Source organism: Pantoea sp. RIT413 (assembly GCF_003057675.2).
GTDB classification, from domain to species: domain Bacteria; phylum Pseudomonadota; class Gammaproteobacteria; order Enterobacterales; family Enterobacteriaceae; genus Pantoea; species Pantoea eucrina.
This window is the reverse complement of sequence record NZ_QBJB02000001.1, coordinates 409,769-430,824: the sequence shown is the minus strand read 5'-3', so window position 1 is coordinate 430,824 and position 21,056 is coordinate 409,769. Positions and strand designations below refer to the sequence as shown.

20 protein-coding genes are annotated in these 21,056 nt (G+C 56.1%); 9 read left to right on the top strand and 11 right to left on the bottom strand.

From position 1 onward, the window contains the following. The first annotated feature begins 8 nt into the window (after positions 1–8). The 3 genes from pdxH (at position 9) to pdxY (ending at position 2,993) form a co-directional block, all read left to right on the top strand. On the top strand, positions 9–665 hold the full coding sequence (gene pdxH / locus DBY66_RS01950) for a pyridoxamine 5'-phosphate oxidase (protein WP_071668777.1): 657 nt from the start codon (positions 9–11) through the stop codon (positions 663–665). A gap of 138 nt (positions 666–803) precedes the next feature. After that, the gene (gene tyrS, locus DBY66_RS01945) at positions 804–2,078 is read left to right on the top strand and encodes a tyrosine--tRNA ligase (protein ID WP_039384166.1); all 1,275 of its coding nucleotides are present in this window, start codon (positions 804–806) and stop codon (positions 2,076–2,078) included. Between the two features lie 54 nt (positions 2,079–2,132). After that, entirely contained in the window at positions 2,133–2,993 is an 861-nt protein-coding gene (gene pdxY / locus DBY66_RS01940) for a pyridoxal kinase PdxY (protein WP_039384169.1), read from the top strand. A 41-nt stretch (positions 2,994–3,034) separates the two neighbouring features. On the opposite strand, the gene gstA is transcribed toward pdxY, so the two are convergent. Together gstA and dtpA are read right to left on the bottom strand one after the other, a co-directional pair. Beyond that, on the bottom strand, positions 3,035–3,640 hold the full coding sequence (gene gstA / locus DBY66_RS01935; protein WP_039384173.1) for a glutathione transferase GstA: 606 nt from the start codon (positions 3,638–3,640) through the stop codon (positions 3,035–3,037). Between the two features lie 168 nt (positions 3,641–3,808). After that, positions 3,809–5,314, bottom strand: coding sequence for a dipeptide/tripeptide permease DtpA (gene dtpA, locus DBY66_RS01930; RefSeq protein WP_108569287.1), 1,506 nt, complete (start codon positions 5,312–5,314; stop codon positions 3,809–3,811). Positions 5,315–6,046: 732 nt separating this feature from the next. Here dtpA and DBY66_RS01925 point away from each other — a divergent pair. Further along, on the top strand, positions 6,047–7,159 hold the full coding sequence (locus DBY66_RS01925) for an RNA-guided endonuclease TnpB family protein (protein WP_108569288.1): 1,113 nt from the start codon (positions 6,047–6,049) through the stop codon (positions 7,157–7,159). A gap of 169 nt (positions 7,160–7,328) precedes the next feature. Next, positions 7,329–8,393, top strand: coding sequence for a mechanosensitive ion channel domain-containing protein (locus DBY66_RS01920; protein WP_039385834.1), 1,065 nt, complete (start codon positions 7,329–7,331; stop codon positions 8,391–8,393). Positions 8,394–8,434: 41 nt separating this feature from the next. On the opposite strand, the gene nth is transcribed toward DBY66_RS01920, so the two are convergent. The 9 genes from nth to ydgT form a co-directional block, all read right to left on the bottom strand. Continuing rightward, complete coding sequence (gene nth / locus DBY66_RS01915) at positions 8,435–9,070, bottom strand: endonuclease III (RefSeq protein ID WP_039384179.1); 636 nt, start codon at positions 9,068–9,070, stop codon at positions 8,435–8,437. After that, a complete protein-coding gene (locus DBY66_RS01910) occupies positions 9,067–9,774 on the bottom strand; it encodes an electron transport complex subunit E (RefSeq protein ID WP_108569289.1) in 708 nt (235 codons plus the stop codon). Before DBY66_RS01910 ends, nth begins: the two co-directional genes overlap by 4 nt. Beyond that, positions 9,771–10,400, bottom strand: a complete 630-nt coding sequence (rsxG, locus tag DBY66_RS01905; RefSeq protein WP_039384184.1) for an electron transport complex subunit RsxG — start codon at positions 10,398–10,400, stop codon at positions 9,771–9,773. Before rsxG ends, DBY66_RS01910 begins: the two co-directional genes overlap by 4 nt. Positions 10,401–10,403: 3 nt before the next feature. Next, positions 10,404–11,462: an electron transport complex subunit RsxD gene (gene rsxD, locus DBY66_RS01900; RefSeq protein WP_039384187.1), complete on the bottom strand. Its 1,059-nt coding sequence runs from the start codon at positions 11,460–11,462 to the stop codon at positions 10,404–10,406. Beyond that, the gene (rsxC, locus tag DBY66_RS01895; protein WP_108569290.1) at positions 11,463–13,625 is read right to left on the bottom strand and encodes an electron transport complex subunit RsxC; all 2,163 of its coding nucleotides are present in this window, start codon (positions 13,623–13,625) and stop codon (positions 11,463–11,465) included. It abuts the gene before it with no gap. Then, positions 13,618–14,196: an electron transport complex subunit RsxB gene (gene rsxB / locus DBY66_RS01890; RefSeq protein WP_039384193.1), complete on the bottom strand. Its 579-nt coding sequence runs from the start codon at positions 14,194–14,196 to the stop codon at positions 13,618–13,620. The genes rsxC and rsxB overlap by 8 nt, the downstream gene beginning before the upstream one ends. A 1-nt stretch (position 14,197) precedes the next feature. After that, complete coding sequence (gene rsxA, locus DBY66_RS01885) at positions 14,198–14,779, bottom strand: electron transport complex subunit RsxA (protein WP_094111270.1); 582 nt, start codon at positions 14,777–14,779, stop codon at positions 14,198–14,200. Positions 14,780–14,902: 123 nt separating this feature from the next. Next, complete coding sequence (locus DBY66_RS01880; protein ID WP_039384199.1) at positions 14,903–15,346, bottom strand: DUF2569 domain-containing protein; 444 nt, start codon at positions 15,344–15,346, stop codon at positions 14,903–14,905. 2 nt (positions 15,347–15,348) lie between these two features. Then, on the bottom strand, positions 15,349–15,564 hold the full coding sequence (gene ydgT, locus DBY66_RS01875) for a transcription modulator YdgT (RefSeq protein WP_039384201.1): 216 nt from the start codon (positions 15,562–15,564) through the stop codon (positions 15,349–15,351). Between the two features lie 619 nt (positions 15,565–16,183). Between ydgT and ytfQ the strand changes: the two genes are divergently transcribed. The 4 genes from ytfQ to yjfF are packed head-to-tail and all read left to right on the top strand — an operon-like array spanning position 16,184 to position 20,707. Then, positions 16,184–17,140 carry a galactofuranose ABC transporter, galactofuranose-binding protein YtfQ gene (gene ytfQ / locus DBY66_RS01870; RefSeq protein ID WP_071668782.1) on the top strand — a complete coding sequence of 319 codons (957 nt, stop codon included), beginning with the start codon at positions 16,184–16,186 and terminating at the stop codon, positions 17,138–17,140. A 54-nt stretch (positions 17,141–17,194) separates the two neighbouring features. Beyond that, positions 17,195–18,715: a sugar ABC transporter ATP-binding protein gene (locus DBY66_RS01865; protein WP_071668783.1), complete on the top strand. Its 1,521-nt coding sequence runs from the start codon at positions 17,195–17,197 to the stop codon at positions 18,713–18,715. Further along, positions 18,708–19,724 carry a galactofuranose ABC transporter, ATP-binding protein YtfT gene (ytfT, locus tag DBY66_RS01860; protein ID WP_039384208.1) on the top strand — a complete coding sequence of 339 codons (1,017 nt, stop codon included), beginning with the start codon at positions 18,708–18,710 and terminating at the stop codon, positions 19,722–19,724. Before DBY66_RS01865 ends, ytfT begins: the two co-directional genes overlap by 8 nt. Further along, entirely contained in the window at positions 19,721–20,707 is a 987-nt protein-coding gene (gene yjfF, locus DBY66_RS01855) for a galactofuranose ABC transporter, permease protein YjfF (protein ID WP_039384209.1), read from the top strand. Before ytfT ends, yjfF begins: the two co-directional genes overlap by 4 nt. Positions 20,708–21,056 lie beyond the last annotated feature (349 nt).

The window sequence follows — 21,056 nt, the reverse complement described above, 5'->3', positions numbered from 1 at the left end:
GAGACGCTATGAGCGACAGCGACAGCCTGCAACAGATTGCCCATCTGCGCCGGGAATATACCCGCGGCGGCTTGCGGCGCAAAGATTTGCCGGACGATCCTCTGGTCCTGTTTGAACAGTGGCTGCAGCAGGCGTGTGCCGCGCAGCTGCCCGATCCCACCGCCATGACGGTGGCGACGGTAGACAGCAGCGGTCAGCCTTATCAGCGCATTGTGCTGCTCAAGCACTACGATGCTGCAGGCTTTGTCTTTTATACCAACCTTGGCAGCCGTAAAGCGCTGCAGCTGGCAGAAAACCCGCGCATCTCGCTGCATCTCCCGTGGCACTTTCTGGAGCGTCAGGTGATGGTACTGGGCGAGGCGGAGAAGCTCTCGCCGCTGGAGGTCATAAAATATTTCCATAGCCGCCCCCGCGACAGCCAGATTGGTGCCTGGGTTTCTAAACAGTCGAGCCGTATCTCTGCGCGCAGCGTACTGGAGAGCAAGTTTCTGGAACTTACGCAGAAATTTCAGCAGGGCGACGTCCCGCTGCCCTCGTTCTGGGGCGGATACCGCGTGCGGTTTTCTGCCATTGAGTTCTGGCAGGGCGGCGAACACCGGCTGCACGATCGTTTTCTCTATCAGCGCAGTGAGAATGGCTGGACGATTGACCGGTTAGCACCGTAAAACCCGCTTTTCCCCGTTTCAGCGCTGGCGCCGTGAGCGTCAGCGCTTTATGCTATAGCCCTCTTTTTTTTCGTCTCCGCATCGTAGCGGAAAGCTGTGTACCAGCCCAGGTGCAGCCCGATCAATTTGGAGTCAGTGATGACCAGCAGTAACCTGATACAACAATTGCAGGAACGTGGCCTTGTGGCCCAGGTAACGGATGAAGAAGCGTTAGCAGAGCGACTGGCGCAAGGGCCAATTGCCCTCTATTGCGGCTTTGACCCTACCGCCGACAGCTTGCATTTGGGCCATCTGGTGCCGCTGCTCTGCCTGAAGCGTTTTCAGGATGCCGGCCACAAGCCGGTTGCGCTGGTGGGTGGAGCCACCGGTCTGATTGGCGATCCCAGCTTTAAAGCCGCGGAACGTAAACTCAATACCAGTGAAACCGTAGGCGAGTGGGTAGAGAAGATCCGCAACCAGGTTGCCCCGTTCCTTAGCTTTGACTGCGGCGATAACAGCGCTATCGCGGCTAACAACTACGACTGGTTTGGTGGCATGAACGTGCTGACTTTCCTGCGCGATATCGGCAAGCACTTCTCTGTTAATCAGATGATCAACCGGGAAGCGGTTAAACAGCGTCTGAATCGTGAGGATCAGGGGATCTCCTACACGGAGTTCTCTTACAACCTGCTGCAGGGCTACGATTTTGCCGAGCTTTACAAGCGTTATGGCGTGGTGCTGCAGATTGGCGGCTCCGATCAGTGGGGAAATATCACCTCCGGTATCGACCTGACCCGTCGTCTGCATCAGCAGCAGGCCTTTGGCCTGACCGTGCCGCTTATTACAAAATCAGATGGCACCAAGTTCGGTAAAACAGAAGGCGGCGCGGTCTGGCTGGATGCGAAAAAAACCAGTCCTTACAAGTTTTACCAGTTCTGGATCAACACCGCTGACGCAGATGTCTACCGCTTCCTGAAGTTCTTTACCTTTATGAGCCTGGATGAGATTAACGCGCTCGAAGAAGAGGACAAAAACAGCGGCAAAGCGCCACGCGCCCAGTACGTGCTGGCCGAGCAGGTTACGCGCCTGGTGCACGGTGATGCAGGACTGGCTGCGGCCAGAAGGATCACCGAGAGCCTGTTCTCAGGGAGCCTGAGCGACATGACCGAAGCAGATTTTGAGCAGCTGGCACAGGACGGCATGCCGGTTATCACGCTCAGCGCGGAAGACGATCTGCAGCAGGCGCTGGTTGCCGCAGAGCTGGTGCCGTCGCGCGGCCAGGCCCGGACGATGATCGGCTCTAATGCGGTCTCTGTGAACGGAGAAAAACAGGCGGATGCCGAGTATCGTTTCAGCGACAGCGACAAGCTGTTTGGTCGCTTTACGTTGCTGCGTCGCGGCAAAAAACACTACTGCCTGATAAACTGGCAGTAAGGTGTCAGGGCCGGTTTCCGGCCCTTTTTCATGGCAAGGCAGTACAGGGTTATAATGAAAAATATTCTCGCAATTCAGTCTCACGTGGTGTTTGGCCACGCCGGTAATAGCGCGGCAGAGTTCCCGATGCGCCGCATGGGCGCAAACGTTTGGCCGCTCAATACCGTTCAGTTTTCTAATCACACGCAGTATGGTCACTGGACCGGTACGGTGATGCCGGCCAGCCATCTGACCGATATCGTCAAAGGTATCGCCGCCATCGATCGCCTTAAAACCTGTGATGCCGTACTCAGCGGTTACCTGGGTTCAGCCGAACAGGGCGAGCAGATTCTGGCGATTGTGCGTGAAGTCAAAGCCGCCAACCCGGACGCCTGGTTTTTCTGCGATCCGGTGATGGGGCATCCTGAGAAAGGCTGTATTGTGGCACCGGGCGTAGCGGAGTTTCACTGCAAACAGGCGCTGCCCGCCAGCGATCTGATTGCACCTAACCTGCTTGAACTGGAGATGCTGAGCGGACAGACGGTGGCTGACGTTGAGCAGGCGGTGGATGCGGCGCGTCTGCTGATTGCGCAGGGACCGAAAGTGGTGCTGGTTAAACATCTGGCCCGTGCCGGCCGGCGCAGCGACCGCTTTGAGATGCTGCTGGTTACCGCTGATGAGTGCTGGCATATCAGCCGTCCGCTGGTGGACTTTGGCGTGCGTCAGCCGGTAGGCGTAGGCGATCTGACCAGCGGTCTGCTGCTGGTGGATCTGCTGCACGGCAAATCGCTGCAGCAGGCGCTGGAGCATGTTACTGCAGCGGTATATGAAGTGATGCTGAAAACCCATGAAATGGGAGAGTATGAGCTGCAGCTGGTCGCGGCACAGGACGCTATCGCGCAGCCGCAGCAGCATTTTGCGGCAGAAAAACTCTGACTGCACGGCAGGCCGGTTTCAGCGCCGGCCTGCCGCACTGTTTACGCCAGCCCCTCTGCCTGCAGCGCCGCCTGAACCGCCGGACGCTCACCCACGCGGGCAAACCACGCGTCCAGCGCCGGCATCTCATCCAGCTGCAGCTTCACCGCTTTCGCCCAGCGCGTCACCACATACAGATAGATATCGGCTACGGTATAGCGCGTGCCCAGCAGCCACTGCTTGTCTTCCAGCGCCGCATTGACCAGCTGAAACTTCTTCTCCAGCTGGGCACGCAGCTGCGGTTTGTACGCGTCTGGCGTATCGGGGCGGAACAGCGGCGAAAACCCTTTATGCAGCTCGCTGCTGATAAAGCTCAGCCACTCCAGCGTATGGTAGCGCGTCAGGCTGCCGGTCGGAGCCAGCAGATGGTAATCAGGTTTGAGATCCGCCAGATACTGCACAATCGCCACGCCTTCAGTCAGTATCGTCCCGTCATCAAACTGCAGCGCCGGAACCTGACCTTTAGGGTTAATCTGCCAGTAATCCTCACCCTGTTCCGTCAGTTTCTTCTGCAGATCAACATTAACCTGCGTAAAGTCGAGGCCGCATTCGCGGGCGACGATATGGGGGGAGAGGGAACAGGCGCCGGGCTTGCAATAGAGTTTCATTGTTGCATCTCCTCAACAAATGATATGAGTGACGTGACAAACATGGCACGCCGGATAGCGGACTCTGAGTAAACTACAAGGGAAAAAGAGAGATGGGAAGGGACTTATCAGCTGAAAAACGGCTCCGGTGCGCAGTAACAGGCGTGCGCAGCGCGGAGCCGGATGCGGTTATTCGCTGGCGCCGGCGCGCTTCAGCGCACCCTCAGCGGTATCCTGCGTCATGCGGTTGAGCAGCGGGGCGGTAACCAGCATCAGCAGGGCAATCACACCGGTGGCAATACCAATCTGCTGGAATACCTGGCTGTAGACCGCCAGGGAAGTGTGCGGATCGGTGACATCCTGCGGCACCGCCATCAGGTTGGCCACCTTACCGGCGATCATCGCTGCGCCTGCGGTAGTCAGGAACCATGAGCCCATGATAAAGCCCATCAGACGCTGTGGCACCAGCTGCGCGACCATGGCCAGACCCAGGCCGGAGATCATCAGCTCACCGATACTCTGCAGGGCATAGCTCAGGATCAGCCAGTTAACGGAGACAATACCTGCCTGATTTGCAAAGCCGGCGCCGAGCGGCAGCACCAGAAACGCGCCGGAGCAGAGCACCATGCCAATGGCAAATTTGTGCGGCATCGGCAGCTTATCGCCCAGCTTGTTATAGACTGCGGCCAGCAGCGGGCTGGCGACCATGATCCAGAACGGATTCAGCGCCTGGAACTGCTCCGGCTCAAACGCGATGCCGAAAATGGCGTGTTCAACGTTGCGGATCGCAAAGAAGTTGAGCGAAGTCGGCATCTGCATATAGAGCACAAAGAAGACAATCGCTTCCACCATCAGCAGAAACGCCACAATCATTTTACGGCGCGCGGCACCCTGCAGCGTGAACGCTTCTTTGGCAAAGATCAGAACAATGCCCAGTGCGACAACGCCGAGCGTTATGCGCGCAATGCTTTGATGATGCAGCAGCCAGGTGGCGAGTGCGATCAGCACCGCAACGCCCACGATGGTCAGCAGCAGTTTACGCACCTGCAGCGGAGCAAAATCGGGCTTTGACCCATACTCTTTCACCAGCCGCTTAAAGAACAGGAAGTTAAGCAGCGTGATCACCAGCCCCACGACGGAGAGAGAGAAAGCGGTACCCCAGCCATATTTTGCTGCCAGCCACGGCGTCAGCATCATTGAGAACAGCGAGCCAATGTTGATCGACATATAGAACATGGTAAATGCGCCATCGATGCGCGGATCGTCTTTGGCGTAGCAGGTGGAGAGCAGCGAAGAGGGGTTCGCTTTGAACAGGCCGCTGCCCACAGCAATGGTCGCCATGCCGACATAAACCAGCGTGGTGTCATGCCCGGAAAATGCGATCAGCGCATAGCCGAGTGCCAGCACCATGACGCCCAGCACAATGACGCGCTTGGTGCCGAGTACTTTGTCACCCAGCCAGCCGCCGATAGCCACCAGACCGTAAACCAGGGCGCTAAAGGAGGTAAACAGCGTAATGGAGTCCGCTTCAGACATCCCCAGCTGTTTGACCAGATAGACGGCCATAATGGCCTGTAAGCCGTAGTAGCCGAAACGCTCCCACAGCTCGATAGAGAAGATCAGATAAAATGCTTTAGGTTGCCGGAAGGCGTTGAGGCTTACTGCCTCGTCAGTGTGTTTGTTTGCAGTTGACACGTATACCTCAGTTTATACATCGCCTGTTTTGTAACAGGAATTAAGTCTGCGTCGGTCTGGGTCATCCCGCGCAACATTGTTATTAGAAAGGAAAAACGGCGCCTAATTTGGCTGAATCGGGGCCACAGGGCAAGCATTTTTTACACGCTGGCGTAGCGAATGCCGGCAGGGCAATCTCTGCGGCTAAGCGCAATGATTTAGTGTTTAATAGGGTGTAAAACGATTGTAACAGAATAAACACGCAGCGCATAAGTTTGGTAAACCCCTTTACTGAAACAAACCGCCTGAGAGGCATGAAGCGGAATAACAGACTGTTGCTGAATATTTATACGATATATGCTGCTGTTTTCGCGTGAATTATGAGCATAATAGGTTGGTTATTGAGCTAAAAGAGCAGGGCGAGGTTTCCGGAAAGCTAATTAGTTGATCCAGCGCACAAATTCTCCAATTAATTAGCCGCATGAAAAAAGAAATGGCGCGCTGTTCGTGCAGCAAATCTCTTTTTATTGAGGGAACGAACGAAAACGCTGATGCCAGCCGGTGCTGAATGCTGTTCACGGCTTAACTGAACATCAACTCATCCTTTCAGACGAATAAACAGCCGTGGGCAGACGCTTTTTATCATCGGGATGCCCCTTACCTCCCCGTCCTTTCAGGGCGGGGAGGTAAGGGGGAGCTAACCAACCTAACATCTTTTGTATTCTCACATTTTACTCCGTATTATGTGAAACCATGAAACGCGCATATAAATACAGGTTCTATCCCACGTCCGATCAGGTTGAGCTTCTGGCTCAAACTTTTGGCTGCGTGCGTTTCGTCTATAATTTCATCCTTCGCTGGCGCACCGATGCTTACTATGAGCGCCAGGAGAAGGTTGGCTACATTCAAGCCAATGCCCGATTAACAGCGCTCAAAAAAGAGCCTGAATTTGCCTGGCTGAATGATGTTTCCTGTGTGCCGCTTCAGCAGTCGTTACGCCACCAGCAGAGCGCCTTTTCTAACTTCTTCGCCGGGCGTGCAGCCTATCCGGCGTTTAAACGCAAACGCCATAAACAGGCGGCGGAATTGACCGCCAGCGCGTTTAAATACCGTGATGGCAGGTTGTATATGGCAAAGAGCAAAACACCATTAGACGTGCGCTGGTCTCGCCCGTTGCCGTGTGCGCCCTCTACTGTCACCATCAGCAAAGACGCTGCCGGACGCTATTTTGTTTCGTGCCTGTGCGAGTCTGAACCCGCATCACTGCCAGTCACCGCTAAGACGGTTGGCATTGATGTTGGTTTAAAAGATTTATTCGTTACTGACACCGGATTTAAAACCGGCAATCCCCGCCACACCGCTAAATATGCGAAGCGCCTGGCACTGCTACAACGCCGTCTGAGCAAAAAACAAAAAGGCTCAAAGAACCGCGCCAAAGCCCGTGCCAGAGTCGCCCGCATCCACGCGAAGATTTCCGATTGCCGTCTGGATGGGCTGCACAAGCTATCCCGCAAACTGATTAACGAAAACCAGGTTGTTTGCGTCGAATCCCTGAAAGTGAAGAACATGATCCGCAACCCTAAACTGTCCAGAGCGATAGCGGATGCGGGCTGGAGTGAGTTTGTTCGCCAGCTACAGTACAAAGGCGAATGGGCCGGACGTTCTGTTGTCGCGATTGACCCGTTTTTCCCGTCTACTAAACGTTGTAGTGCGTGCGGGCACACCCTGCCGAAACTGGCGCTTAACGTGCGGTTGTGGACGTGCCCCGAATGCGCGGCAACCCATGATCGTGACGTTAACGCCGCGAAGAATATCAAAGCTGCCGGGCTGGCAGTGTTAGCTTGTGGAGAGTCTGTAAATCCTTAATGCCTTCTCAGGTAGTAAGGTTCGACTCCGCGAAACAGGAATCCCCTTCCTTTAGGGAGGGGAGTTGTCAAATACTCATGTCAGTACAATTCCGGGGGCCGGCGTGAAACCGGCCAGATGTTCAGCGTACTGGCGGTGCAGTGCCGTCAGTAAACCATGAGGGAAGATGATGCCGTTGATACTGGGTGAGTTATCTGGTGCTCCGCAATGGGTGCCTGCTGTATTACTCGTCACACTGTCGCTCGCAATGGGCTTTCTGGCGCGATATATCCTTCTCAGCCTGATTCGTTACTGGCAGGGACGGGATAAAAAACTGTTTAAATCTCTCGAAAAACATCTGCGCGGCTCGATGTTTCTTATTTTACCGCTGTTATTCATCAGCGCCGGCGTAGATTATGTGAATATTCAGCCGGAGTCGCTGGGCTTTATTAATGCCGCTCTGCACATCTTTATTATATTATCCTTCTGCTCGCTGATGATCAGGATGATCAATGTCGCGCAGGACATGCTCTTTATCCGTTATGACATTAATATCTCAAATAACCTGCGCGCGCGAAAAATCCGCACGCAGATCATGTATGTAAAAAAAGTTGTGATTGTTGTGCTGGTAACGCTCTGTTTGTCGTTGATTTTGCTTAGCTTTCCGGGTGTGCGTAAGTTTGGCACGACGATTCTCGCCGGGGCAGGCGTTGCCGGTATTATTATTGGCTTTGCATTACAGAAATCGCTGGTCAATCTGTTTGCCGGTATTCAGATTGCATTTACGCAGCCGATAAAAATTGATGATGCGGTGGTGGTAGAAAAAGAGTGGGGCTGGATTGAAGAAATTAATCTGACCTATGTTGTGGTGCGTCTCTGGGATCTGCGCCGGCTGGTATTGCCGATAACCTACTTTACAGAAAATCCGTTCCAGAACTGGACGCGTAATAACGCACAGATTTTAGGTTCCGTCTTTCTTTATCTTGATTACTCTATGCCGCTGGAACCGCTGCGCGAGCATTTTGAGAAGGTGCTCAATGAAACCCGGCTCTGGGATCGGGAAACGCAGGTGCTGCAGGTAACGGAAACAACCGAAAAAACCATGACGATCAGGCTGCTGATGACGGCACATAACTCGCCTACCGCGTTTGACTTACGCTGCTACGTGCGGGAAAAGATGATTGAGTTTATTCAGCAGCACTATCCGCAGTGTTTGCCGCATGTACGGGCTACGCTGAGCCATCCGGAAGCGTAACCAGACAGGAGAATGCGGTGCCGCTGACCCCGGCACCGCGCTCAGATCTCCGTCTTATCACGGTATTCGCACAGGTCTTCGATCAGGCAGGCGCCGCAGCGCGGCTTGCGTGCTATGCAGGTATAACGCCCGTGCAGAATCAGCCAGTGATGGCAGTCGACCTTAAACGCGGCAGGCACCACTTTAAGCAGTTTCTCTTCAACCTCTTCCACATTTTTACCCGGCGCAAAGCGCGTGCGGTTACTGACGCGAAAGATATGCGTGTCGACGGCGATGGTGGGCCAGCCAAAGGCGGTGTTCAGCACCACGTTAGCGGTTTTACGCCCGACACCCGGCAGCGCCTCAAGTGCGGCACGATCTTCCGGCACCGCGCCGCCATGCTGTTCCAGCAATATGCGGCAGGTTTTGATCACGTTTTCCGCTTTGCTGTTAAACAGCCCGATTGTCTTGATGTACTCTTTGACGCCGTCGACGCCAAGCGCCAGCATGGCCGCCGGGGTGTTCGCGACCGGATAGAGCCGAGCCGTGGCTTTGTTCACGCTGACATCGGTCGCCTGAGCCGAAAGCAGTACCGCAATCAGCAGTTCAAATGGCGAGCTGAACTGCAGCTCAGTGGTCGGATGCGGGTTGTTATCGCGCAGACGGGTCAGGATCTGCAGGCGCTTCTCTTTATTCACACCGCTTTCCCGATTTCACCTGGCGCAGCCACTGTTTTAGCTTCCGCTTCAGCGCGCAGCGCGGCGCGCTGTTTCATTTTCTGATCGATAAGATACTTTCCTGCCAGCAGCAGACCCAGACCGATGAAGGCGCCGGGTGGCAGCATAGCCAGCAGCATCGGTGAATCAAAGTGCACGACTTCGATGCGCAGTGAGGTTGCCCACGGGCCGAGCAGCTGATCGGCACCGTTGAACAGCGTACCGCTGCCAATCAGTTCGCGAATGGATCCCAGCGTGACCATGGCGCAGGTCGCTCCCATACCGATAGCGAACCCATCCAGCGCGGATAGCGGGATACTGCTTTTTGACGCTACCGCTTCAGCACGGCCCACGACAATACAGTTAGTGACGATCAGCGGAATAAAGATCCCCAGCGACTGATAAAGACCGTAGGCGTAAGCGTTGATCAGCATCTGAACGCAGCTGACAACCGAGGCGATAATCATCACATAAATCGGGATACGGATATCTGCCGGTACCCAGCGGCGTGAGGCGGAAATTGCACTGTTGGTAATGGTCAGCACCAGCGTCGTGGCCAGCCCCAGCCCCAGCGCATTGGTTGCGGTGGAGGTCACCGCCAGCAGCGGACAGAGTCCCAGCAGCTGTACCAGCGCAGAGTTATTTTTCCATAAACCGCCAATCAGCAGATTTTTCGCTTCACTCATGGTGTTTCTCCACATTCCGGCAGCGAACGCAACGTCGCTGGCAGCGTTTCAATATAGAGCGCCGTGCGTTTAGTGGCGTTAACCACCGCGCGCGGCGTAATGGTCGCACCGGTAAACTGATCGAAATCGCCGCCATCTTTCTTCACGGCAAAATGCGGGTCATCGGCCCCTTTAATCTGTTTTCCATTAAAGCTGTTGATCCAGTCAGAGATGCGCAGCTCAATTTTATCACCCAGCCCGGGCGTTTCATGGTGTTCAATGACGCGCACGCCCAGCACGGTACCGCTGAAGTCAGCGCCTACCAGGAGCTGAATGGCGCCGGAGTAGCCATCGGGGGCGGTACTTTCCAGCGCTGCGGCCACCGGCTTGTCGCCTTTACGGGCAATATAGAGGTGATGCGGCTGCTCATTACCCAGCGCCGCATTGTGCACCAGATAACACTCCTGCTGAATAGCATTATCGTACAGCGCGGTCGGTACCACCTGATCCAGCAGGTTTTTCTGCTGCAGCGCAGTCTGATGCTCAACGGTGGGTTTGGTCACATAGTTCACCACGGCGGTTACGCCGGTCGTCACCACTGCAAACATCCCCAGCGTTACCGCGTTTTTGCGAATAGCGTCGATCATACCTTAATCCTTCCGGTGACCATAAACGCGCGGCTGAGTATAGTAGTCAATCAGCGGCACGCAGATATTTGCCAGCAGCACGGCGAACGCCACGCCATCCGGATAGCCGCCAAAGCTGCGGATCAGCCAGACCAGCAGACCGATCAGCGCACCGTAGATCAGACGCCCCCGGTTAGTGGTGGAGGCGGTAACCGGATCGGTAGCGATAAAGAATGCGCCCAGCATGGTCGCACCCGAAAAGAGGTGGGTGAGCGGTGTATTAAGCGTCTCAGGCGAGAAGATCCAGCCGAGCGTGGCGCATACCGCCAGCGAGGCGAGCATGCTGGCCGGGATATGCCAGCGAATCGCATTTTTTGCCAGCAGCAGCATGCCGCCCAGCAGGTAACCCAGGTTGACCCACTGCCAGCCCAGTCCCGCCAGTACCCCGGCGTAGATTGGCTGAGCGTGAAGCTCTTCGGCGCTGTGGCCGGCGCGCAGTCCGGTTTTAAACGTATCGAGCGGCGTGGCCTGACTGATGCCATCCACCCCGAGCTGCAGCTGCTGCATGGTATCGCCGGCCAGCGTATGGCCGCGAAACACCATACTGAGTGAATCCATCAGATCCGGTTTTACCGCCTGCAGCGCATCGGGCGGCAGCCAGCTGGTCATCTGCACCGGAAAAGAGATCAGCAGCACAACGTAGCCGACCATTGCCGGGTTGAACGGATTCTGGCCCAGGCCGCCATAGAGCTGTTTGGCAATCAGAATCGCAAACAGGGTGCCCAGAACAATCAGCCACCAGGGGGCAAGCGGCGGCAGGCTGATCCCGAGCAGCAGCGCCGTCAGCAGGGCTGAGTTATCTGCCAGCACCGGCTTTACGGCGCTGTGGCGCAACCGCAGTATCGCCGCTTCGGTCAGCAGCGCCGTCGCAATAGCCAGCACAACCTGGATAAGAAAACCGCTGCCAAAGAAATACCACTGCGCCGCCATGCCGGGCAGGGCCGCCAGTACCACCAGTAGCATAATGTTACCGGTGCTGCGCCGGTTATGAGTATAGGGAGAGCTTGCGATACGAAAGGCCATTTATTCCTCAGTGGTCGAAGGCTGCTGCTGCGCTTTACGCGCTTTAGCACGGGCGACCGCCGCAGCGATGGCCGCTTTGCGTGGGTCTTCAGGTTCAGGTTCAGCGGATACCGCCGGCGGCAGCGAGCTTTCCGACTGCGCGGCCGCTTTTTTCGCTTTGGCGCGGGCAATGGCGGCGGCGACGGCGGCTTTGCGCGGATCGTCTTCCGTTGCCGGCGCAGGCGTTGCGGCGACCGGCTCGTCTGCGGTTGTGGCCTGCGCGGTCGCTTTTTTCGCTTTGGCGCGGGCAATAGCGGCGGCGACGGCGGCTTTGCGCGGATCGTCTTCCGTTATCGGCTCAGGTGCCTCTGCTGCCGGCATCGCAGCAGGAGTGGCCTCAGGACGCTCGGTTGCCGCCTTTTTCGCTTTTGCCCGCGCAATCGCGGCTTCCACAGCCGCTTTACGCGGGTCGCTCTCTGCCGCAGTCTCGCTCTCTGGCTGGGCCGCTTTTTTCGCTTTCGCCCGGGCAATCGCGGCTTCCACCGCCGCTTTACGCGGGTCGCCTGTCTGACGGGTAACCGGCTGCGTCTCTGCCTGGCTTGCTGCCTGCTGCGCCAGCGCCTGTGCGTGACGCGCTTCGCGTTCGGCCAGTTCCTGCTCTGGCGTTTTCGCCTGACGCGCCTTAATACGTGCAGCAGCGGCGTCGCGTTCACCATTATCGCTGCGTGCAACGCGCTGCTTCGCCTCTTCATGACGCGCCTCGCGCGCCAGTTTCTCACGTTCTAACCGCGCCTGACGCGCCTCAAAGCGTGCCTTAGCCTCCGCCGTGCGCTTCGCTTCAAGATCGATGGCGCGCAGCTCAGCTTTTTCCTGCCGGTAATACTGAACCAGCGGAATATTACTCGGGCAAACGTAAGCGCAGGCCCCGCATTCAATACAGTCATCGATATTATGCGCGCGCGCTTTTTCATGATCGCCGCCCTGGCTATACCAGTAGAGCTGCTGCGGCAGCAGCTTCGCCGGACAGGCGTCGGCGCAGGCGCTGCAGCGAATGCAGGATTGCTCTTCCTGCGGCGCAGCCATTTCGCTGGCGGCAGGCGCCAGAATACAGTTGGTGATTTTCACAACCGGCACGTCGAGGGAAGGCAGGGTAAAGCCCATCAGCGGCCCGCCCATGATCACCATCTGACGCGGCCCCGGCTGGAAACCGACCTGACGCAGCAGATGACTCACCGGGGTGCCAAGACGCCCCCAGACGTTGCGCGGTTGCGCAATCGCGTCGCCGGTCAGCGTGACCACGCGCTCGGTGATGGGTTCACCATCAACGATCGCACGCTTAACCGCCCAGGCGGTGCCGACGTTCTGCATCAGCACACCAATATCGGTTGAGCGTCCGCCGTGCGGCACTTCCCGCCCGGTCAGGATTTTGGTCAGCTGTTTGGCCCCGCCAGAGGGATATTTTGTCGGGATAACCCGGATCTCAATATCGCGCTCGCCGCGCAGCGCCTGTTTCAGGGCAGCTATCGCTTCAGGTTTGTTATCTTCAATACCCACCAGAACGCGTTCCGCCTGCAGTACCCAGGCAAGGATCCGGCAGCCTTCCACCACTTCAGCGGCGTAATCCTGCATCAGCCGATCGTCAGCGGTGATATAAGGCTCGCACTCTGCGGCATTGATGATTAACGTTTTGACACCCTGCAGGCCGCCACGCAGTTTAGTGGCGGTGGGGAACCCGGCGCCACCCAGGCCCGCTACGCCGGCGCTGTGAATGCGTCGGATAACCTCTTCCCGGCTCAGCGCACGGTAGTCGGGCTGCGCATCACGTTCAATCCAGCGATCTTCACCGTCAGCGCGCAGGAAAATGCACAGCTCTGAGAGCCCGGACGGGTGCGCCGTCATGTGTGGCGCGATAGCCTCTATAGTACCTGAGGTTGGCGCGTGTACCGGCAGCATGCGTCCGCTGCCAAAGGTGAACGGCTGGCCGCGCAGCACGCGATCGCCTGGCGAGACGCAGATCTCACCCTCATGGCCAATATGCTGTTTCAGGGGAATAACAAACTCTTCAGGCAGCGGCAGCGTGCTCAGCGGCGTACCGTTAGACTGTGTTTTCATTTCCGGCGGATGAATACCGCCCTGAAAATCCCACAGCTTCTCTTTGCGAAACAGATTTAACAGATTAAGCATGATGTTCTGCCGGGATCACTTTTACAGGAATGGTGTTGAGATCCCACTTCCAGCTTGCTGGAGTGGTGGCGACCGGGCGCATTTCAATGCAGTCAGTCGGGCAGGGAGCCACACACAGGTCGCAGCCCGTGCAGACGTCGCTGAGCACGGTATGCATGGCGCGCGTGGCGCCGACGATCGCATCCACCGGACACGCCTGAATGCACTTGGTGCAGCCGATACAGTTCTCTTCGTCGATCCACGCCACGGTGCGCACCGGCGTAAGGATTTCGGCACCGCCATCGAGTGGCTGCGGCTCAACGTTCAGCAGCTCCGCCAGCCTGAGCATGGTCTGCTCGCCACCCGGGGCGCACTTGTTAATCGCTTCCCCGTTGTTGCCGACGGCATCCGCATAGGGACGACATCCGGGGTAGCCGCACTGACCGCACTGGCTTTGTGGCAGTACGGCATCAATCTGTTCGACAATAGGGTCTTCTTCAACTTCAAAACGGCGCGAAGCGTAGCCGAGCAGGCCACCAAAAATCAGCCCCAGCGCGCTGAGTACAGCGATTGCTATCCAGATAGCGGTCATATCAGAATTTCACCAGACCGGTAAAGCCCATAAACGCCAGCGCCATCAGGCCAGCGGTGATCAGGGCGATAGAGTTACCTTTAAACGGTGCCGGCACGTTAGCCAGCACAAGACGTTCACGCATGCCGGCAAACAGCACCATCACCAGTGAAAAGCCCAGCGAGGCGCTAAAGCCATAGAGCGCAGCCTGCAGAAACGTATGGTTGAGATTAACGCTCAGTAATGGCACACCCAGTACCGCACAGTTGGTGGTGATCAGCGGCAGGAAGATCCCCAGCAGCCGGTAGAGTGACGGACTGGTTTTCCGCACCACCATTTCTGTGAACTGCACCACTACGGCAATTACCAGGATGTAGGACATCGTACGCAGATAAACCAGATCCAGCGGGATCAGAATCAGATGGTTAACCAGCCACGCGCACACCGAAGCGAGCGTGATAACAAACGTAGTGGCAAGCCCCATGCCAATGGCCGTTTCCAGTTTTTTTGACACGCCCATGAACGGGCAAAGGCCGAGGAATTTGACCAACACGAAGTTGTTCACCAGCACAGTGCCAACAAAGAGAAGCAAGTAATCGGTCATGGTTTAACCCGGGAAGCCTAAAGGCGTTTATTATCCGGAAATGAGAGCTACATCTCAACCTTTACCCCGGCGAGAGCAGCTCTGAGAGCACGCAGAATTAAATTCCTGACGAATAACGCATCATTACAGAGCGGTGAAGGTCTGTTTAACCCGTCGGGAGCGCTTAAAGTAGGGCACAAACAGGGCCGCGGCCAGCAGCGTCAGAAGCAGGGTCTGCAGCGCTTTGCCGTCTGCAACCGGCGTGAACGCAAAGGTTTTCAGCGCCAGCACGACGGTCATCAGCAGCCAGATGGTGTAGTGCCGTGGCAGGCGTCGCGAACGTCTGCAGAATATCCAGCATACCCAGATGCTGTAGAGCCAGACCGCAGCGGCCGTCAGCAGGGAGACCAGCCACTGTGATAACAGCAGATTAGCGTGTGAAAACAGCGTGGTACGCAGCTCGCTGTCAAACAGGGGGCGCAGATAAAGCGCGACAACCAGCGCGCTGGTTAGCATGGTCATAATCAGCCAGGCCAGCGGCAGTAACAGCCAGCCCCCGATGCGCGGTGAGTGAACAGATTCAGACATAATTAAACCACATAGCGCCACACTGATTTAGGCACGCAGCCCAGATCGTATAATCGGCCACCAGAGACCAGTTCAGCGCGGCGATGATCGGCAGCACGATACATATTGATGATGTCATTATCATCAGTCAGCGAATAGTTGAGATGATCGTAGAGTTTTTCCAGACTCTCAAGATTATTCACTTTGCGAAATTTTAGCAGGTAATCCAGCGCAGTCATGATTGCCATTGAACAGAAAGAACGAAAGAAGGCTCAAGTATAGGGAGCGCGCTGCTGCTGTCTATATATCGGTGTTAAAAAAATTTAAAATTCAGAACAGGTGGAGTAATTACTTCATCAGCAGCGATTTTTTGAGGGATGTTTCGGGGTATAACAGCCAAACATCTATTTCACAGACACCTTATTTCCGATGCTGTGAGAAAATCTAACAGATGATAACGGCAACATTTATTGCATTTATTTTTCGCCGGTAATTAAGTCTTAAATGCAAAATAAAATAATTAAGCCAGCGTAGCCGCTGATAGAGTGTGCGGGTTATCACAAAATTGCTTATTGCTTTATGAACAACAGCATAACCATTCTTTACGCAGCGGTTGTAATCGCTTCCAGCCCGTTCAAATCTAACCAGTTCTGTTTATTACAGTTATTTGCCCCTTCGGATATTAAAACTCAGCTGTTTTATCCATAAACCTGCCGCGAGCTGATGATGCTATTTAGGCGTAACCCCTTTAAATCATTCTGTTTTGTGAGTTATGTCGCGCTAGTTTTACCTGAATTACGTCAGGCTTAATCTGCGTTTGTACCCCGACTACACACTCCCTTCAGAGGAATGAAAACTATGTGGAAACGTTTACTCCTGACCGCCATGGTGAGCGCCGCGCTCAGCACGCCGGTGCTGGCCGCTGATATGACAGTGGGATTCTCGCAGGTTGGTTCAGAATCGGGCTGGCGTGCTGCCGAAACCAGCGTCGCAAAAAGCGAGGCTAAAAAGCGCGGCATTACGCTGAAAATTGCTGATGGTCAGCAGAAGCAGGAAAACCAGATTAAAGCAGTACGTTCGTTTATTGCTCAGGGGGTGGACGCCATCTTCATCGCGCCGGTGGTGCAGACCGGCTGGGAACCGGTACTTGAAGAAGCAAAAGATGCCAAAATTCCGGTTTTCCTGCTGGATCGCGCCATTGTTGTTAAGGACAAATCTCTCTATATGGCTGTGGTGACGGCGGACAACGTGCTGGAAGGCAAGCTGATTGGCGACTGGCTGGTGAAAACCGTGGGCGACAAGCAGTGTAACGTCGTAGAGCTGCAGGGAACGGTCGGCGCCAGTGTGGCCATCGATCGTAAAAAAGGGTTTGCCGAAGCGATAGCCGGACATAACAACATTAAGGTGATCCGTTCCCAGTCCGGTGACTTTACCCGCAGTAAAGGTAAAGAGGTGATGGAGAGCTTTATTAAAGCTGAAAATAACGGCAAAAACATCTGCATGGTCTATGCCCACAATGATGATATGGCAATCGGTGCCATTCAGGCGATAAAAGAAGCGGGCCTGAAGCCGGGCAAAGATATTCTGACTGGTTCAATCGATGGCGTACCGGATATCTATAAAGCGATGCTGGCCGGTGAGGCAAATGCCAACGTCGAGCTGACGCCGGATATGGCTGGCCCGGCGTTTGATGCGCTGGAGAAGTTTAAGAAAGATGGCACCATGCCGCCTAAAATCATTAAAACGGAGTCGAAGCTCTTCCTGCCGGCGGATGCCCAGACAGAACTCGATAAAAAGAAAAACATGGGTTACTGATCCCCGCAGCCGCCCTGCGGGGCGGCTCTGCTGACATCAGCGAGGTAGAGCCTGATGAGCACCATTGATGATACACCGCTGCTCACGCTGAGCGGCATCAGTAAAGGATTTCCCGGCGTAAAAGCGCTGGATAATGTGTCATTCACTATCCGCAAAGGCGAGATTATGGCGCTGCTGGGTGAAAACGGCGCCGGCAAATCAACGCTGATTAAAGTGCTGACCGGCGTCTATTCACGCGATGCCGGTAGCATCACCCTTAACGGAGAAGCAATCACGCCCCACAGTACGGCGGATGCGCAGCGCGCCGGGATCGGTACGGTCTATCAGGAAGTTAACCTGCTGCCAAATATGTCGGTAGCAGATAACCTCTATATCGGCCGTGAGCCAAAGCGCTTTGGCATGGTCGATCGCCGGAAAATGAACCGTGATGCGGATACACTGATGCGCAATTACGGCTTTGCGCTGGATGTGACGCGCCCGCTCGGACATTACTCTGTCGCCATGCAGCAGATTATCGCTATCTGCCGCGCGGTCGATTTGTCGGCACAGATACTGATTCTGGATGAGCCTACGGCCAGTCTGGACGCCAGTGAAGTAGAGATGCTGTTTACGCTCATGGCGCAGCTGCGTGCCAGAGGCATGAGTCTGATCTTTGTAACCCACTTTCTTGACCAGGTGTACCGTATTACCGACCGCATTACCGTATTACGCAACGGCCAGTTTATCGCCACGCGTGATACCGCTTCGCTACCACAGATAGAGCTGATTAAACTGATGCTGGGGCGCGAGCTGCTGGAGACCGCGCTGCAGCGACAGGGCAGCACCCTGCGCAGCGATCAGCCGGTAGTGGCGTTTGAGGATTATGGCAGGAAAGGCACCATTGAGCCTTTCAGCCTGCAGGTCAGGCCAGGCGAGGTGGTGGGTCTGGCGGGTCTGCTGGGTTCAGGCCGTACTGAAACCGCAGAGGTGCTGTTTGGCATCCGGCGTGCCGATCGCGGCACCGCGCGTATTAAAGGCAAGCTGCAGACTATTCGCACGCCGGCGCAGGCATCCCGCCTGGGTATGGGATTCTGTCCTGAAGATCGCAAAACGGATGGCATTATTGGTGCGGCTTCCGTGCGTGAGAATATTATTCTGGCGCTGCAGGCGCAGCGCGGCTGGCTGCGTCCGATTAAGCGTCGCGAGCAGCAGGCGATTGCCGAACGTTTCATTAAAAGCCTCGGCATCCGTACGCCGCATGCCGACCAGCCGATCGAGTTGCTGTCAGGCGGCAATCAGCAGAAGGTGCTGCTGTCGCGCTGGCTGGTGACCAAACCGCAGTTTCTGATCCTGGATGAGCCAACGCGCGGCATCGATGTCGGTGCGCACGCTGAGATTATTCGTTTGATCGAATCGCTCTGCGCGGATGGTCTGGCGCTGCTGGTCATCTCTTCTGAACTGGAAGAGCTGGTTGGCTACGCCGATCGCGTCCTGATTATGCGCGATCTGAAGCAGGTGGCTGAAATCCCACTCGAGCAGCTCTCCGTGGCGTCCATTGTGAACGCGATCGCCGAGGGAGGTGCACAACATGCCTGAATCGTCTATGACACAGTCAAAACCTGAAAGACGTAAGCTGAAGCTGCCTCCGGGTATGCCACAGCTTGTTGCACTGATTCTGGTGCTGCTGATTGACAGCCTGGTGGCGAATAACTTTTTTGCCATTCATATTCAGGATGGTCGTCTGTTTGGCAGCCCGATCGATATTCTGAACCGCGCCGCGCCGGTAGCGCTGCTCGCCGTGGGCATGACGCTGGTCATCGCTACCGGCGGGATCGATCTCTCTGTGGGCGCAGTAATGGCTATTGCGGGCGCAACCGCAGCCACGCTGACCGTTGCCGGACATAGCCTGGGCGTGATTGTGCTGGCAACGCTCGGCACCGGTCTGCTATGTGGTCTGTGGAATGGGGTACTGGTGGCGCTGCTGAAAATCCAGCCGTTTGTGGCCACGCTTATTCTGATGGTAGCGGGGCGGGGCGTAGCGCAGCTGATTACGCAGGGGCAGATCGTGACGTTTAACAGCGAAAGCCTGGCGTGGTTTGGCAGCGGTTCGCTGCTCTGGTTGCCGGTGCCGGTGTGGATCACTCTGCTGGTGGCACTGGCTGTCTGGCTGCTGACGCGCAAAACAGCGCTGGGCCTGTTTATCGAAGCGGTAGGTATCAACCTGCGCGCGGCGCGTAACGCAGGCGTTAACGGCTGGCTGGTAGTGATGTCGACCTATGTGATTAGCGGCTTATGTGCAGCGGTGGCCGGGCTGATTGTCGCGGCTGATATCCGGGGTGCTGACGCCAATAACGCCGGCCTGTGGCTGGAGCTGGATGCCATTCTGGCCGTGGTCATTGGCGGAGCCTCGCTGATGGGCGGTCGCTTTAATCTGGTGCTGTCGCTGATTGGCGCACTGATTATCCAGTCGATGAATACCGGGATCCTGTTGTCAGGGTTCCCGCCGGAACTGAACCAGGTGGTGAAAGCGGTGGTTGTGATGTGCGTGCTGCTGCTGCAGTCGCCGCGGTTTATCGCCATGCTGAAGGGGAGGCGTTCAAAATGATAAAGCGTCATTTGCCATTGATGATTACGCTGCTGGTGTTTGTGGCGGGGTATCTGTTCTGTCTGAGCCAGTTTCCGGGCTTCGCATCAACACGGGTTATCTGCAATATTCTGACGGATAACGCTTTTCTTGGCATTATCGCCGTAGGCATGACCTTTGTGATTTTGTCCGGCGGGATCGACCTCTCCGTTGGCGCGGTAATCGCCTTTACCGGCGTGTTTCTGGCCCGCATTATCGGTGATTTCCACCTTGATCCGCTGCTGGCGTTTGCCTTGATTCTTGCGCTGGGGGCGCTGTTTGGCGCCATGATGGGCTGGCTGATTGATGCGCTGAAGATCCCGGCGTTTATTATTACGCTGGCAGGGATGTTTTTTCTGCGCGGCTGCAGTTACCTGGTGTCAGAGAATTCTATTCCGATTGATCATCCTCTTTACGCCACGCTGTCAGGCCTGGCCTGGAAAATCCCCGGCGGCGGGCGGCTGAGCCTGCTGGCGGTAATTATGCTGGTGGTGGTCGCAGGAGGGATTATTCTGGCGCACCGTACCCGGTTCGGAAATCAGGTATACGCCATTGGCGGCAATCTTACCTCGGCGCAGCTGATGGGCGTTTCGACCCGCGCGACGACCATTAAGGTGTATATGCTCTCTACGACGCTGGCGACCCTGGCCGGTATTGTGTTCTCTATCTATACCTCCGCCGGATACGCGCTGGCCGGGCTTGGCGTAGAGCTGGATGCGATTGCTTCGGTAGTGATTGGCGGTACGCTGCTGTCCGGCGGCGTTGGCACCGTGCTCGGCACGCTGTTTGGGGTACTGATTCAGGGACTGATCCAGACGTGGATTAATTTCGACGGCACGCTAAGTTCGTGGTGGACCAAGATTGCTATCGGCATCCTGCTGTTTGCTTTTATCGCGCTGCAGCGCATGTTAACCGTAATGTGGGATCGCCAGCAAAACGCCCCGGTAAAACGCCTCACCCCGTAGGGGAAGCATTTAGCACCATTCTTTCTCGTAGGGGGCGCATTCAGTACCATTCTGCCTCGTAGGGGGCGCATTAATGCGCCCCTGGCCGAGATCGGCTCCCGGGCTATACGCCCCCTGGCCGACTACCACGGTCAGTAAAGCCCGGGGCGATCGCAAAGGAACCCGGCGTCCTGCCGATCGTCCGCGCCATCCCTGGCGCGGACGCTTTGCTCTTCGCCCCGGGCTTCACCGGCCTGCCAGCATTCTCGCTCGTTGCCAGAGCCCAATCTTCACACATCAGGTATCCGCTGCAACCAGGGCGGCATAAATGCCGCCCCTACAGCACAGCATCACCATTCTCCCCGTAGGG

Excerpts from the sequence above, each read along its gene's own strand:
- DBY66_RS01920 (WP_039385834.1), top strand. The coding sequence starts at position 7,329 with ATGCCGTTGATACTGGGTGAGTTATCTGGTGCTCCGCAATGGGTGCCT.
- ytfT (WP_039384208.1), top strand. The coding sequence starts at position 18,708 with ATGCCTGAATCGTCTATGACACAGTCAAAACCTGAAAGACGTAAGCTG.
- DBY66_RS01910 (WP_108569289.1), bottom strand. The coding sequence starts at position 9,774 with ATGAGTGAAGCGAAAAATCTGCTGATTGGCGGTTTATGGAAAAATAAC.
- tyrS (WP_039384166.1), top strand. The coding sequence starts at position 804 with ATGACCAGCAGTAACCTGATACAACAATTGCAGGAACGTGGCCTTGTG.
- DBY66_RS01880 (WP_039384199.1), bottom strand. The coding sequence starts at position 15,346 with ATGTCTGAATCTGTTCACTCACCGCGCATCGGGGGCTGGCTGTTACTG.
- DBY66_RS01925 (WP_108569288.1), top strand. The coding sequence starts at position 6,047 with ATGAAACGCGCATATAAATACAGGTTCTATCCCACGTCCGATCAGGTT.
- rsxG (WP_039384184.1), bottom strand. The coding sequence starts at position 10,400 with ATGATCGACGCTATTCGCAAAAACGCGGTAACGCTGGGGATGTTTGCA.
- rsxD (WP_039384187.1), bottom strand. The coding sequence starts at position 11,462 with ATGGCCTTTCGTATCGCAAGCTCTCCCTATACTCATAACCGGCGCAGC.
- rsxC (WP_108569290.1), bottom strand. The coding sequence starts at position 13,625 with ATGCTTAATCTGTTAAATCTGTTTCGCAAAGAGAAGCTGTGGGATTTT.
- pdxH (WP_071668777.1), top strand. The coding sequence starts at position 9 with ATGAGCGACAGCGACAGCCTGCAACAGATTGCCCATCTGCGCCGGGAA.
- gstA (WP_039384173.1), bottom strand. The coding sequence starts at position 3,640 with ATGAAACTCTATTGCAAGCCCGGCGCCTGTTCCCTCTCCCCCCATATC.
- ytfQ (WP_071668782.1), top strand. The coding sequence starts at position 16,184 with ATGTGGAAACGTTTACTCCTGACCGCCATGGTGAGCGCCGCGCTCAGC.
- yjfF (WP_039384209.1), top strand. The coding sequence starts at position 19,721 with ATGATAAAGCGTCATTTGCCATTGATGATTACGCTGCTGGTGTTTGTG.
- pdxY (WP_039384169.1), top strand. The coding sequence starts at position 2,133 with ATGAAAAATATTCTCGCAATTCAGTCTCACGTGGTGTTTGGCCACGCC.
- DBY66_RS01865 (WP_071668783.1), top strand. The coding sequence starts at position 17,195 with ATGAGCACCATTGATGATACACCGCTGCTCACGCTGAGCGGCATCAGT.
- ydgT (WP_039384201.1), bottom strand. The coding sequence starts at position 15,564 with ATGACTGCGCTGGATTACCTGCTAAAATTTCGCAAAGTGAATAATCTT.
- rsxA (WP_094111270.1), bottom strand. The coding sequence starts at position 14,779 with ATGACCGATTACTTGCTTCTCTTTGTTGGCACTGTGCTGGTGAACAAC.
- rsxB (WP_039384193.1), bottom strand. The coding sequence starts at position 14,196 with ATGACCGCTATCTGGATAGCAATCGCTGTACTCAGCGCGCTGGGGCTG.